The 12,260-nt window shown below is 59.0% G+C and carries 12 protein-coding genes and 1 other RNA gene; 10 read left to right on the top strand and 3 right to left on the bottom strand.

Features of this window, described 5'->3' with window-relative positions; genetic code table 11:
- Positions 1 to 116: 116 nt before the first annotated feature.
- Positions 117 to 752 (bottom strand): LysE family translocator, encoded by a 636-nt coding sequence (locus CFBP6623_RS09595; RefSeq protein ID WP_046798046.1) that lies wholly within the window; start codon positions 750 to 752, stop codon positions 117 to 119.
- Positions 753 to 803: 51 nt separating this feature from the next.
- The gene (locus CFBP6623_RS09590) at positions 804 to 2,015 is read right to left on the bottom strand and encodes a pyrophosphate--fructose-6-phosphate 1-phosphotransferase (RefSeq protein WP_046798429.1); all 1,212 of its coding nucleotides are present in this window, start codon (positions 2,013 to 2,015) and stop codon (positions 804 to 806) included.
- A 331-nt stretch (positions 2,016 to 2,346) separates the two neighbouring features.
- Between CFBP6623_RS09590 and CFBP6623_RS09585 the strand changes: the two genes are divergently transcribed.
- From CFBP6623_RS09585 to rnpB, 6 genes are all read left to right on the top strand, one after another.
- Positions 2,347 to 3,087, top strand: a complete 741-nt coding sequence (locus tag CFBP6623_RS09585) for a J domain-containing protein (protein WP_035220735.1) — start codon at positions 2,347 to 2,349, stop codon at positions 3,085 to 3,087.
- Positions 3,084 to 3,863, top strand: a complete 780-nt coding sequence (locus CFBP6623_RS09580) for an N-acetylmuramoyl-L-alanine amidase (RefSeq protein WP_046798047.1) — start codon at positions 3,084 to 3,086, stop codon at positions 3,861 to 3,863. The genes CFBP6623_RS09585 and CFBP6623_RS09580 overlap by 4 nt, the downstream gene beginning before the upstream one ends.
- Before the next feature lie 247 nt (positions 3,864 to 4,110).
- Entirely contained in the window at positions 4,111 to 4,650 is a 540-nt protein-coding gene (locus CFBP6623_RS09575) for a lytic transglycosylase domain-containing protein (protein ID WP_046798048.1), read from the top strand.
- 152 nt (positions 4,651 to 4,802) lie between these two features.
- Entirely contained in the window at positions 4,803 to 5,990 is a 1,188-nt protein-coding gene (locus CFBP6623_RS09570) for an NAD(P)/FAD-dependent oxidoreductase (RefSeq protein ID WP_046798049.1), read from the top strand.
- A 59-nt stretch (positions 5,991 to 6,049) separates the two neighbouring features.
- The gene (locus CFBP6623_RS09565; protein WP_046798050.1) at positions 6,050 to 7,240 is read left to right on the top strand and encodes an NAD(P)/FAD-dependent oxidoreductase; all 1,191 of its coding nucleotides are present in this window, start codon (positions 6,050 to 6,052) and stop codon (positions 7,238 to 7,240) included.
- Positions 7,241 to 7,296: 56 nt separating this feature from the next.
- Positions 7,297 to 7,698: RNase P RNA component class A (rnpB, locus tag CFBP6623_RS09560), an RNA gene on the top strand.
- A 78-nt stretch (positions 7,699 to 7,776) separates the two neighbouring features.
- Here rnpB and CFBP6623_RS09555 read toward each other — a convergent pair.
- Positions 7,777 to 8,208 carry a winged helix-turn-helix transcriptional regulator gene (locus tag CFBP6623_RS09555; RefSeq protein WP_046798051.1) on the bottom strand — a complete coding sequence of 144 codons (432 nt, stop codon included), beginning with the start codon at positions 8,206 to 8,208 and terminating at the stop codon, positions 7,777 to 7,779.
- Positions 8,209 to 8,297: 89 nt separating this feature from the next.
- Here CFBP6623_RS09555 and CFBP6623_RS09550 point away from each other — a divergent pair, with 89 nt between their 5' ends.
- The 4 genes from CFBP6623_RS09550 to rsmH all read left to right on the top strand — a co-directional run bounded on the left by CFBP6623_RS09550 (position 8,298) and on the right by rsmH (position 12,259).
- Positions 8,298 to 9,113 (top strand): oxidoreductase, encoded by an 816-nt coding sequence (locus CFBP6623_RS09550; protein WP_046798052.1) that lies wholly within the window; start codon positions 8,298 to 8,300, stop codon positions 9,111 to 9,113.
- A gap of 43 nt (positions 9,114 to 9,156) precedes the next feature.
- Complete coding sequence (locus CFBP6623_RS09545) at positions 9,157 to 10,158, top strand: NADP-dependent oxidoreductase (protein WP_046798053.1); 1,002 nt, start codon at positions 9,157 to 9,159, stop codon at positions 10,156 to 10,158.
- A 620-nt stretch (positions 10,159 to 10,778) separates the two neighbouring features.
- Positions 10,779 to 11,219, top strand: a complete 441-nt coding sequence (gene mraZ / locus CFBP6623_RS09540) for a division/cell wall cluster transcriptional repressor MraZ (protein ID WP_046798055.1) — start codon at positions 10,779 to 10,781, stop codon at positions 11,217 to 11,219.
- 14 nt (positions 11,220 to 11,233) lie between these two features.
- The gene (gene rsmH / locus CFBP6623_RS09535; RefSeq protein ID WP_046798056.1) at positions 11,234 to 12,259 is read left to right on the top strand and encodes a 16S rRNA (cytosine(1402)-N(4))-methyltransferase RsmH; all 1,026 of its coding nucleotides are present in this window, start codon (positions 11,234 to 11,236) and stop codon (positions 12,257 to 12,259) included.
- The last annotated feature ends 1 nt before the right edge of the window (position 12,260 follow it).

Raw genomic sequence — 12,260 nt, 5'->3', positions numbered from 1 at the left:
TTCGTTATGCCTGTCTCTCGATACCCCCGCGTCAAGCGAAGCAGGCAGTGTCCCGTCGAGCCTTCATTAACCTATTGTAAGGATAGCGGCAAGCCGGGACGTGGCATCCCGGTTTTTCAGGCTGCGATGCGCCTGTAACCGGCGCTGACGGCGCGGCCGGAAATGAAGTGGGTGCGGTATTTTGGCCGGATTTTCTTCTCGCCCGACATGCGGCGCACCAGCGCCAGCGTTGAGCCGGCAAACAGCGCCTGTGCGGTGAGAACGGCAAGCGCTAAAAGCAGGATTGCGGCCTGCGCCGCCGCCAGCGTTTCCACGGCGTTGCCGGAGGTGGAAATGAATTGCGGCAACAGCGCCAGAAAGAATGTGAAGTAACGCGGGCGCAACGCGGCAATGGCGTAAGAATCGCGGAAAATGCCGCTCCACGATTTGCCCGGCAGATTGTCGTTATCGGCATTGGCCGCCTGGGCGGCGGGTGTCGCAAAAGTCCACAACAGGAACAGCATCAGCCAGCCGATGCCGGCCCATTGCACTATACCCAGAAAGGATTGCGGCAGATAGGCCAGACCGGCCACCGGAATGGCCGAAATCGTCATGGCCGTGACGACGCCGAGCGCCCCGCCGCTGACGGAGGCGAAGATGGTCTTTTTGCCGCGGATGGCGGCATAGGAGGCGACAGAGAATACAAGGGGAGAGGGAAGTGCGAACACAACGGCACATGCTGCACAAAAAATCAGCCAGGCCTGTCCAGACATTCTTTTCCTCCTTGCCCTCCCTGTCACCGCATTAATTAGCCTATCGTAAAATTAGGCCGCTGTGAACGGTTGACCGACGTGTTCCATCACTTCGGTAAACCATTTTGCAGAAAGGTCGAAATGCTTTCCGCCCTTGATACGCGGAAACTCGATCGTCCGCAATTTGCCGTTCTGATCTTCATCATGGCCGGTGACGCCGGAGACCTTGTTGAGCGCGCTTTCGACGGCGAGATCGACCATGCCCTGGATGAGCCGCAGATCATCGCCATTGGCGGGCGCGGACCGGGCGAAATAGCCCGACTTCTGCACCATGGAGCGTTCGGCGCCGATGAGGCCGGCGAATTGCTTCTGGAACCAGCCACCGACATTGATGGTGTCGATCTTCACGTGGCCGAAGGCGTCGCGCTTGACGGCTTCGCCAGACGATTCCCGTTCGGCAACGATGGAATCAAGGCCGGCACCTTCGGAAACGAACAGTGTGACGTAGCCGTGTCTGTCCATGATCGCCTTCAGGCGTTCGGCTTCCGCCTCGATGTCGAAGGCCATTTCCGGCAGGTAGATGCCGTCGATATTCTTCATCTGCGTGTTCATCATCAGGCCTTCGACATATTCATTGCCGCTGGTCTTCTGGATATAGGCGCGCGCGGTTGCCGCCGTCAGCCAGCCGCAATGGCGGCCCATCACTTCATGGATCACGAAGGTCTTCGGCGCAGCGCTCTGTTCGTTGCTGACATTGTCGAAGAAGGACGCGCCAACTTCAGCGGCTGTCCATGCGCCGAGAGACTGCTTGATCGGCACCACGTCATTGTCCACAGTCTTCGGCAGGCCAACGACGGTGAGGTTATAGCCGTTGGCGCCGAGATAGGCGGCGAGGTCGGCGGCCGTCGTATTGGTATCGTCGCCGCCGATGGTGTGGAGAATGGTGATGCCGTCAGCGGCCAGCCGTTCGGCGGCGACGCGAAGCGGATTGTCGCCCTCTTTCACCAGTCCGCGCTTGGCGCAGTCGGCGGCGTTGGTGAGCTTGACGCGGCTGTTGCCGATCGGCGAGCCGCCGTATCGGTGCAGCAACGGGGCCTTTTCACGCATGTCGCTGGTGATCTCGATGCGATCGCCCAGAAGAACGCCCTGATAACCGGAGCGATAGGCCACGATGTCGATCTCAGGCGCAATGTCGCTATAGCGCTCGATCAGGCCGCCGACGGCGGAAGAGAGACAGGGCGCAAGGCCACCCGCGGTCAGCATTGCGACTTTCTGTTTGGCCATCATGGCTCTCCTTTTTGCATAAACTCAAAGACATGTCTGGCAAATGGATGCGACAGCCGCGTGTAGGTGTAAAGTGAATTTATCAAGAAAAACGCCGATTTCTCGCGGCTTTTCAGCGGCTTGAGGAAACTGACGGAATATAATCGTTTCAATCCGCGTCGAGGCCACCAACTGCCTGTGTCCGCTTGCGTCACCTGTGGAAAACCCCGGCCGTGCCGTTTGCCCCCTTCTTGTTCCTGAAGCAAAACTGTCGCAAAGATGAATAAAAGTTAATGCCGCAGCACTGCCGGACATATTGCATTCACGGCAATATCCCGTCATGCTTGACGGCATGATGTTCGATTTTGCCTGTCTGCAAATTTCATCCCTGTGGGAGCGGCTGCTCGGCGCAATCGGCGACGCGGCAGGCGGTGCGCTTGGACGCGTGGTTGAAGCCATCCGCACCCTCTTTGAAGGAGACCCGGAGACGCGGCGCAAGGTTTCCTTTTCCGTCGCGATTATCGCACTCTCCGCCAAGATGGCGAAGGCTGACGGCGTCGTCAACGACGCCGAGGTGCGCGCCTTCCGTCAAATCTTCGATTTTCCCGAAGAAGAAGCGCGAAACGTTGCCCGTCTTTACAATCTCGCGCGTCAGGACGTTGCCGGATACGAGGCCTATGCCGAGCGCCTTGCCGGTCTCTGCGGTTCCGGGCACGATAATTGCGAGATGCTGGAAAGCGTCATCGACGGACTGTTTCACATCGCCAAGGCCGATGGGCTGATCCACGAGCGGGAACTGGCCTTCCTTGGCCGTATCGCTGAGATATTCCATATCACCGAAGACCACTTCGAAACGATCATGGCGCGGCATGTCCATATGGACGGGCGCGATCCTTATCGTGTGCTTGGCGTTTCGCCCTCGGACGACTTTCTGGATATTCGCAAGCGTTACCGTTCGCTGGTTGCCGAACACCATCCCGACAAGCTCATTGCACGCGGCGTGCCTATGGAATTGCATGCTGCCGCCAATGAGCGTATGGCGGCTCTCAATGCCGCCTATGCGGCCATCGAGAAAGAACGCCGCGTCGCATGAGTGAATGTCTGCCGGATTTTACCCCGGATTTTCCGGGCGCAGCCGTTGCGCCGTCGCCTAATCATGGCGAAAGACTTGATGTGGTCGGCCCCGATATCATTCTTCTGCATTATACCGGCATGACGACGGCGGACGGCGCGCTGTCGTGGCTCTGCAATCCCGAAAGCCAGGTCTCCAGCCATTATTTCGTTTTCGAGGACGGCCGCGTCATCCAGATGGTGCCGGAAACCCGCCGCGCCTGGCATGCGGGCAAAAGCACCTGGGCAGGGGATCAGGACATCAATTCCCGCTCCATCGGCATCGAAATCGCCAATCAGGGCCACCCCGGCGGTTTGCCGGAATTCCCGAAGAAACAGGTCGACGCCGTCATCGAATTGTGTCGCGATTGCGGCCAGCGCTGGAATATCGCGCCTGAACGGGTGCTTGCCCACTCGGACGTAGCGCCTATCCGCAAGGTCGATCCGGGCGAAAAATTCCCGTGGGACATCCTGTCGCAGAACGGTGTCGGTCACTGGGTGGAGCCTGCGCCGATCCGCGGCGGGCGCTTTTTCCAGCGCGGCGACCATGGGCAGCCGGTGGAAGCACTTCAGTCGATGCTGTCCATTTATGGATATGGCGTTGAAATAACAGGCGCTTATTGCGAAAAGACCGAAGGCGCCGTTGCTGCCTTCCAGCGGCATTTCCGTCCGGCTCTGGTGGATGGCATCGCGGATTTTTCCACCATCGACACGCTTCACCGGTTGATTGCCAGCCTGCCGAAATTTTCGGCCGCTTAAACGCGAATTCTGGAAAATAGTTCCCTGTTTTCCGGGCGTTCAAGTCGCTTTTTTTGATGTGCCACAGTTAATCCGCATTGAGGAAGTTTAAGAACAGCACTGCATGCGGTGTCGTTCTTCAGGGGAACCAACCGTCAATATCAATCAAGGAGACTGGACTGCGGAAGGTCGCGATCGACTTTCCGGGCGCTGAATATTTGTGTCGCTTCATTGGTTCAGTCATCCGATCTGGAGACTTTTTCTACATATGAACAGGGTTGTTGTTGCTGTTGCGGCGGGTGTTGTTATGCTCGCTTCACAGGCGGGGATTGCTTTTGCCAAAGACGAGGACGTCAAGACCAAAACGGTGACGCTGGAGACCTTCTTCCGCAAGCCCGGTTATCCCATTCCGGAAAAGAGTCTGCCTGCGTCGCTGAAGAACGACTATTCCGATCTGATCGTCAAATATGCCAAGCGTTATGGCGTTCCCACCAATCTGGCGCATGCCGTGGTTTCGGTGGAAAGCAGGTTCAACCCCAAGGCTCGCGGCAGCGCAGGCGAGGTCGGGCTGATGCAGATCAAGCCGGCCACGGCGCGCATGATGGGTTTTCGCGGCACGACAAAGGCGCTCTACGATCCCGAGACCAATATTCGCTGGGGCATGCAATATCTGGCGACCGCCCACCAGCTTGGCGGCGGGCAGGTTTGCAGCACGATCCTGCGTTATAATGCCGGCCATGGCGCCACACGGATGAACCCGGTGTCCAAGCGTTATTGCGGCAAGGTGCAGGCGCTGCTGGCCAGCTGAGGTTTTGCGTATCTTTTCAGGAAGCATTTCCTGGAAAAGCGGAACCGGTTTTTCCGCCCGGAAATCCGACAACGCCCCAAGCTTTTGCGAAAAGCGATTCCGGTTCGCGCGGGCATGCTGTAGTCAGGGATAAATCTGATACGGAGCATGTCATGCCGGATTTCAAATATATCGTGGTCGGGGCCGGGATGATGGGTGCGGCCGCGGCGCGGCACCTTTCGGCGCAAACGGATGGTGTGGCATTGATCGGGCCGGCCGAGCCCGCCGATCGCAAGACCCACAAAGGCGTATTTTCGAGCCACTACGACGAAGCGCGCATTACCCGTGGGTTTGACGGCGATCCGGTCTGGGCGGAACTGGCGCAACGTTCCATCCGCCGTTATGCGGAGATTGAAGCCAAAAGCGGCATCCGTTTCTTCACCGAAGCGGGCTGCCTGTTTACCGGAAACGGCAAGGGGCTTGCCGGAGATTATATGTCGCGGGCGCTTTCCTCTGCCGACCGTCTCGGTCTTGGCGTGGAAACGCTCGGCGCTGACGCGCTGGCTGGCCGGTTTCCAATGTTCTCGCTCCCTGCCGATCACGGTGGTTGCTTCGAGGCCGGTAATGCCGGCCACATCAATCCGCGCGCCTTGGTGAAGGCGCAATGCGCAATTGCCGAGGCACAGGGCGCGCATTTGGTGCGTGAGACCGCGGCGCATATTCGCGATACCTCGCATGGCGTCGAGGTGGTAACGCGGGAAGGTGCTGTTCACACCGCTGAAAAGGTCATCGTGGCCGCGGGTGGTTTTACCAATATGGCTGAGCTGTTGCCTTCGCCGGTCGATATGGCGGCCACCGGTCGCACCATCGTATTTTTCGAGCTCGATGAGACAAGGCAAGCGCTGTTCGGCGCCATGCCGTCAACCATCGTGCTGGCGGAGACGGAGGACGACATCGTCTACATCCTGCCGCCGGTACGCTATCCCGATGGCAAGGTCTATCTGAAGATCGGCGGCGAAAGCGAGAAGGGCAGGCTCGAGACACTGGCCGAGGCGGTGGACTGGTTCCATTCCGACGGCACGCCGGGCGAGGTGGAATTCCTGACGAGGAAAGCCCTGTCGCTGATGCCCGAACTTGCCGGCTGCCCCGTGACCTCCGGCTCCTGTGTCGCATCGATTACCCGCAGTGGTTATCCCTATATCGGCTATACGCAATCCTCCAATATCGCAGTTCTGACCGGCGGCAATTTCGTCTCCGCCAAGTCTTCGGACGAGATCGGACGGCTGGGCGCTGTGTTGCTTTTGAACGGTCAACTGACCGAGGATGAGTTCGCGGCTGAAATGTCGCCGGTTTTCGTCTGACATGCCTCTGCGAAGCGGCTACAAGGTTGCTATCGAACTGGGTGAATGAAGAGGGCGGCATGTCGGGACATTTCAATTATATCGTCGTGGGTCGCGGCATGATGGGTGCCGCCGCTGCCCGACATCTGGCCGAAACGGTGGATGGCGTGGCGCTGATCGGCCCCGGTGAACCCGCCGATATCAAATCACATCATGGCGTTTTCGCCAGTCACTATGATGAAGCGCGGATTACCCGCACCATCGATGGTGATGCCGACTGGGCGCTGCTCGCCAACCGCTCGATTGCGCGTTATGCCGATATTGCCGCGAGAAGCGGCGTGGAATTTTACGCGCCGGTCGGTTGCCTGATGGTGGGGCCTCAGCGGGGCGGGGATAATCCCTTTATCGATGATGTTCGCAAAGCGGCGACGCGGCTCGGTGTTGCAACGGAATTGCTGGACGGCGAAAGCCTGAAAAGCCGGTTTCCCTATTTTTCCTTCGAACCGGGCTGTGAAGGCGTGTTCGAAAGGGACAATGCCGGTTACGTCAACCCGCGTGGGCTGGTGAAGGCGCAGGCCATTCTGGCGGAAAAGGCCGGTGTCACGCTGATCGACGATATCGTCGTCTCGACGCGGGAAGAGGATGGCCGCGCTTCGGTGCAGACGGCTTCGGGGGCGGTTTATACCGCAGATCGGGTGCTGGTGGCGGCCGGTGGTTTCTCGATTACGAAAGATTTGCTGCCGAAGCCTGTCGAACTCAATGTCTATGCGCGGACCATCGCTTTCTTCGAGATTGATGAAGCAGATCTTGGGCAATATGCGGCTATGCCGTCGCTGATCTACGAGCCGCACGACACCACGAAACATATCTATCTTCTGCCGCCGGTGCGGTATCCCGATGGCAAATTCTATCTCAAAATCGGTGGTGATCCCGACGACAAGGCGGTTGGCAGCGATCCGGAAATCCGGGAATGGTTCCGGTCCGGCGGACGTGAAAGCGTGCGTGATCACCTGTCGGCCATCGTCGGAACGCTGGTACCTGCCGTCGATCTTTCGCGTGTTTCGATGGCCGCCTGCGTCGTCTCCAAAACGCGGAGCGGTTATCCCGCCATCGGCTTTACCGCCTCGCCGCGTATCGCGGTTCTGACCGGCGGCAATGGAACCGCGGCCAAGAGTTCCGATGAGATCGGGCGGCTGGGTGCCGCACTGCTGCGGGATGGAGAAATCGCCGACGGTGCTTTCACGACGGATTTCACGCCCGCATTTCTTTGATCCTTGATTGCGCTTTTCGGTGGCTTTCGCTCCAGAACATGGTTATGCAGCCCATGCCAGTTGGCCGGGCAGCCGCGCTTTACCAATGTCGAAAGACGGTAAGGTGAGGAAAGTCCGGGCTCCACGGAAATACGGTGCCGGATAACGTCCGGCGGGGGTGACCCCAGGGAAAGTGCCACAGAGAGCAAACCGCCATGCCTTGCATGGTAAGGGTGAAAGGGTGGGGTAAGAGCCCACCGCGCCGCTGGTGACAGTGGTGGCAAGGTAAACCCCACCGGGAGCAAGACCGAATAGGGATGACACGGGACGGGCGAAAGCCCGTTTACAGCCGGTTTCCGGGTCCGTCATCCGGGTGGGTTGCGCGAGGCGGCATGCAAATGCCGTCCCAGATGAATGGCTGCCACGTTCCGGGTCAAACCGGAGCCATACAGAACCCGGCTTACAGGCCAACTGGCGAATTTTCCTGCCTGTGTGCGATGCTCCGCTGCTAATCCGGAGCATTTGCGGTGAAGGTGATCACTCTCTGCGACGCGTGCTCATTCGGGTTTCTCGATACGGATGGGACGGGTTCCGACCGGGGCGCCGGTCACGCGGTCTATGGTGACGGGATCGATTTCCGTTCCGGTCTCAGCGTCGAAAAAACGGGTTACCTCACCGCCGCCGCGATGCTTGTTTCCCCATGCGCCAATTGCAAACAGCACCGGCAGAAAATCGCGACCGGCTTCCGTCAACATATATTCGTAGCGTGGCGGACGATCGGAATAACGGCGTTTCACCAGCAATCCCTCTTCGGTCAGCGATGAAAGCCGCGCCGTCAGCATCGTCGGCGCGATGCCGAGGCTCTTGCGAAAATCATCAAAGCGGGTGAGGCCCGCATGGGCATCGCGCATGATCAGCATGCTCCAGGCATCGCCGACAAGGGCGAGGCTGCGGGCGATGAGGCAGGGCTGGTCCGAGAGATTTTTCATGTCGATATCTTTTTAGTAGTGACTTTGTATCGATTTGATAGTAACTCAATGCTCATTGTTGTTCCATAACAAAATGAAAGTGGACGCAGATGAGCAAGACAGAACGCGGCATTGCCCTGGTGACGGGCGCATCCTCCGGCATCGGGCTGGTGACGGCGCAGGCGCTCCGGCGCGACGGTTACCGTGTGTTCGGCACCAGCCGAAAGCCGATGCCCGATATCGAGGATGGAATTTCGATGCTGGTCTGCGACGTTACCGACGATGCGTCCGTGCGGCGCGCGGTGGATGAGGTGCTGAGCCGCGCGGGAAGGATCGATCTTCTCGTCAACAATGCCGGGATCGGATTGCTGGGCGGTGCGGAGGAATCGACGACGGAGCAGGCGAAGGCCGTATTCGACGTCAACGTATTCGGCGTCATGAGAATGACGAACGCCGTCCTGCCCGTCATGAGGCGGCAGCGTCGCGGCCGTATCGTCAACCTCAGTTCCATCCTTGGGCTGATTCCCGCCCCCTATAATGCGCTCTACGCCTCGACCAAACACGCCGTCGAAGGTTATTCGGAATCCCTTGATCACGAAGTGCGGACGCAGGGCATCCGCATCGTGCTTGTCGAGCCTGGCGTTACCCGCACCCCCTTTGAAGAGAACATCACGCGGCCTGACCGGCCGCTTGCGATTTACGATACCGTTCGCGCGGACGCCGAGAAACTGATGCGTGACGTCATTGGAAAGGGCGATGCCCCGGAGGTGGTCGCAAAAGTCGTTCTAGAGGCTGCCAATGCGACATCGCCGAAACGGCGCTATACTGCCGGAAAAGCTGCGGGGCAGGCGCGCTTCATCCGCCGTTTCCTGCCTGAGTCCTTCGTCGACAGGAGCTTTCGGAAATTCAGCAGACTTGCCGATTGAGCTTTTATTGCCGGTGCCGGCCGCAGAAACGAGAGTTAGTCCGATGAAATCATTTCTGATCGATCGCTACAAGAAAGGCGGCGCATTGCGGCTCGGCGAAATCCCCGAGCCGGAATTGCGCCCAAACGACGTTCTGGTCGAAATCCGCGCCGCCAGCGTCAACCTTCTGGACAACAAGATCAGGGACGGAGATTTCAAGCTCATCCTGCCGTACCGCCTTCCGCTGGTGCTGGGCAACGATGTGGCGGGTGTTGTGGTCCGCGCTGGCGCCAATGTCCGCAAATTCAAGCCCGGTGACGAGGTCTATGCCCGTCCGGACCAGGCGCGTATCGGGACATTTGCCGAGTATATTGCCATCGATGAGGCCGATGTGGCGATGAAGCCGAATAATCTGACCATGGAAGAGGCGGCATCCTTGCCGCTTGTCGCCTTGACCGCGTGGCAGGTGCTTGTCGAGCGGGCCAATGTGCAGAAGGGACAGAAGGTGCTGATCCATGCCGGCTCCGGCGGCGTGGGCACTATCGCGATCCAGCTTGCCAAACATCTCGGGGCTCATGTGGCCACAACCACGAGTACAGCCAACGTGGATCTGGTAAAAAGTCTCGGTGCAGACGTCGTGGTCGACTACAAGAAGGAAGACTTCGAAAAAGTGCTGCACGGTTATGATGTCGTGATGAACAGCCTCGGAAAGGACACGCTGGAAAAATCCATTGCGGTGCTGAAGCCGGGCGGCAAGCTGATTTCGATTTCCGGCCCACCCGATCCGGATTTCGCACGGCAGAATGGCTCCGGCTGGCCGCTTCGGCAGGTCATGTGCCTGTTGAGCCTTGGCATCAGGAGGAAATCGAAACGCCGGGGGATCGGCTATTCTTTTCTCTTCATGACTGCGAATGGCAGGCAGCTTGAAAAGATTACCGCTCTGATCGAGGCGGGCCACATACGTCCGGTGATGGATCGGATATTCCCGTTCGAAAAGACCAATGAGGCATTGGACTATATCCAGACCGGTCGTGCGAAGGGCAAGGTTGTCATTGCGGTGAAGTGACGTTTGCGGTCCGTGGGGCCAGCAATTCCTTTTGCGGTTCAATTGCCGGGCAAATTTGGGGCCGATTCCCGGCTTATCGGGCGGCGCTTGAAGCCATCAGGCCTTTTGCCGAAGTGTTTCCGATGAAGTCTGACGCTGCACTTCCGTCGCCGGTGGCGCAGAGCGCAATCGTGACGTGGCTTTCTGTCCATTCCGGCTGAGGCCGTGAGCCGGGCGAAGAGGCGCCTTCGTCCGGCCGGCGATCAAAAGTGGCGCCGCCGAAATCATTTCCTTGTTTCAAAACGGAAAAATGTCGATCTCACCGCGCTTTGGCGTGCCGTGAAAAAGCGTCTTTGCGGCCGAAGTAAACCATTCGTTAAACTTAACGGCTTATGAATTTCCGATGCGAAGTCGGTATCGTGCCGGCTTCTCCCATTGACGCCCATAGTGTCCCATGATATCCCAAATACACACCACACTGGGTCGTGTTTTTGACCCGCAATCGCTGAAACGAGTGAGGAGCCTGCAAGGGGCTGCTGCAGGGCATGTTGCCCTGGCGCTTGGCGATGTGTCGTGCGTACCGGTGTTGTCTGTGGGGCGGATGGTTCGTCTGGCGGATTGCGGTTTGGGCGAGTTGAGTAATGGACCGCTTTTTATCGAACGTAACGAACAGGATCGACGCCAAGGGGCGCGTTTCGGTTCCGTCTCCGTTTCGTTCGGTGCTGGTGAGGCGCGGTATCCAGGAGCTTTATTGCCTTCAGGATTTCGCTTTCCCGGCAATCAGTGTCGGCGGTCCGGATTTGCTGGAGCGCTACGAGCGGCAGATCGCATCCATGGATGCCTTCTCGCCGGAAGCGAACGCGATGTCGCTGCTGGTTCACGGCGGCGGTGTCTTCATGAAGCTCGACCAGGAAGGTCGGTTGATGGTGACGGATTTCGTGCGGGAATTTACCGGCATATCCACCGAGGTCACCTTCGTCGGACGGGCGGATCATTTTCAGCTTTGGCAACCGAATGCGTTTTTGGGCGCGCAGGCGGAAGCAAGAGCGGGGCGCGGTTTTTCGGCTGCTCGCCCCGCATAGGACGGGGACACGGAATGGCGGCGAATTCTGGCGGACGATCTTCTGATGCCGATAGCGGACCTCAGCGTCACATCCCTGTCCTGCTTCGCGAAGTCATTGCCGCGCTTGAACCCGCATCCGGAACGATCATCCTTGATGGCACTTTCGGTGCCGGCGGTTACACCCAGGCCATTCTCGATCAGGGCGCCAACGTCATCGCGCTTGACCGCGATCCAACCGCGATAGCCGGCGGTCAGGCGATGGTTGCCGCCAATGGCGGCAGGTTAAGCCTCATTCAATCGCAATTTTCCGATCTGGCGAGGCACGCGCCGGAAGGCGGCCTTGACGGCGTCGTTCTCGATATCGGCGTTTCCTCCATGCAGATCGACGAGGCCGAGCGCGGTTTTTCCTTCCAGAAGAATGGCCCGCTCGACATGCGCATGTCCGCTTCCGGCGTTTCGGCGGCGGATGTCGTCAATCGTGCGAAAGTCGGTGATCTCATCCGCATCTTCGGTTTTCTCGGTGAAGAAAAGCAGCCGGGCCGCATCGCTCGCGCCATCGAGAAGAGGAGGGCAGACGAGCCCTTCCGCACCACGCGCGATCTTGCGGGTCTCATCGAGATCGTCACGCCGCGCAAGGCGAAAGACAAGATCCATCCTGCGACGCGGGTGTTTCAGGCGCTTCGGGTTTTCGTCAATGACGAACTCGGCGAGTTGGCACAGGCGCTTTTCGCTGCAGAGCGGTCCCTGAAGCCGGGTGGTCGCCTGGTCGTCGTCACGTTCCATTCGCTGGAAGACCGCATCGTCAAGAAATTCTTCTCCGACCGTTCGGGCAAGGCCGCCGGTTCCCGGCACCTGCCGATGGTTGAAGACAAGCCCGCCATTTTTGACAATATCGGCAAGCCGATGATCGCTGCCAGCGATGCGGAGGCGGAACTCAATCCGCGTGCCCGCTCAGCCAAGCTGCGGGCCGGTCTGCGCACGACCGCGCCAGCGCGCGCGGCGGATTTCTCGATCTTCGAGCTTCCCGATCTCGCCAGCCTTGAAAAGATGGGAGGCTGAT

This window comes from Agrobacterium tumefaciens, assembly GCF_005221385.1.
Lineage (GTDB): Bacteria > Pseudomonadota > Alphaproteobacteria > Rhizobiales > Rhizobiaceae > Agrobacterium > Agrobacterium tomkonis.
Note: the sequence above shows the minus strand (reverse complement) of the source record. Positions and strands in the feature narration are given on the sequence as shown.

What these genes read in the sequence shown, in the direction of transcription:
- CFBP6623_RS09575 (WP_046798048.1), top strand. Translation starts at nt 4,111, where the DNA reads ATGAACAGGGTTGTTGTTGCTGTTGCGGCGGGTGTTGTTATGCTCGCT.
- CFBP6623_RS09590 (WP_046798429.1), bottom strand. Translation starts at nt 2,015, where the DNA reads ATGGCCAAACAGAAAGTCGCAATGCTGACCGCGGGTGGCCTTGCGCCC.
- CFBP6623_RS09585 (WP_035220735.1), top strand. Translation starts at nt 2,347, where the DNA reads ATGATGTTCGATTTTGCCTGTCTGCAAATTTCATCCCTGTGGGAGCGG.
- CFBP6623_RS09545 (WP_046798053.1), top strand. Translation starts at nt 9,157, where the DNA reads ATGAAATCATTTCTGATCGATCGCTACAAGAAAGGCGGCGCATTGCGG.
- CFBP6623_RS09580 (WP_046798047.1), top strand. Translation starts at nt 3,084, where the DNA reads ATGAGTGAATGTCTGCCGGATTTTACCCCGGATTTTCCGGGCGCAGCC.
- CFBP6623_RS09550 (WP_046798052.1), top strand. Translation starts at nt 8,298, where the DNA reads ATGAGCAAGACAGAACGCGGCATTGCCCTGGTGACGGGCGCATCCTCC.
- CFBP6623_RS09595 (WP_046798046.1), bottom strand. Translation starts at nt 752, where the DNA reads ATGTCTGGACAGGCCTGGCTGATTTTTTGTGCAGCATGTGCCGTTGTG.
- CFBP6623_RS09555 (WP_046798051.1), bottom strand. Translation starts at nt 8,208, where the DNA reads ATGAAAAATCTCTCGGACCAGCCCTGCCTCATCGCCCGCAGCCTCGCC.
- rsmH (WP_046798056.1), top strand. Translation starts at nt 11,234, where the DNA reads ATGGCGGCGAATTCTGGCGGACGATCTTCTGATGCCGATAGCGGACCT.
- CFBP6623_RS09570 (WP_046798049.1), top strand. Translation starts at nt 4,803, where the DNA reads ATGCCGGATTTCAAATATATCGTGGTCGGGGCCGGGATGATGGGTGCG.
- mraZ (WP_046798055.1), top strand. Translation starts at nt 10,779, where the DNA reads ATGGACCGCTTTTTATCGAACGTAACGAACAGGATCGACGCCAAGGGG.
- CFBP6623_RS09565 (WP_046798050.1), top strand. Translation starts at nt 6,050, where the DNA reads ATGTCGGGACATTTCAATTATATCGTCGTGGGTCGCGGCATGATGGGT.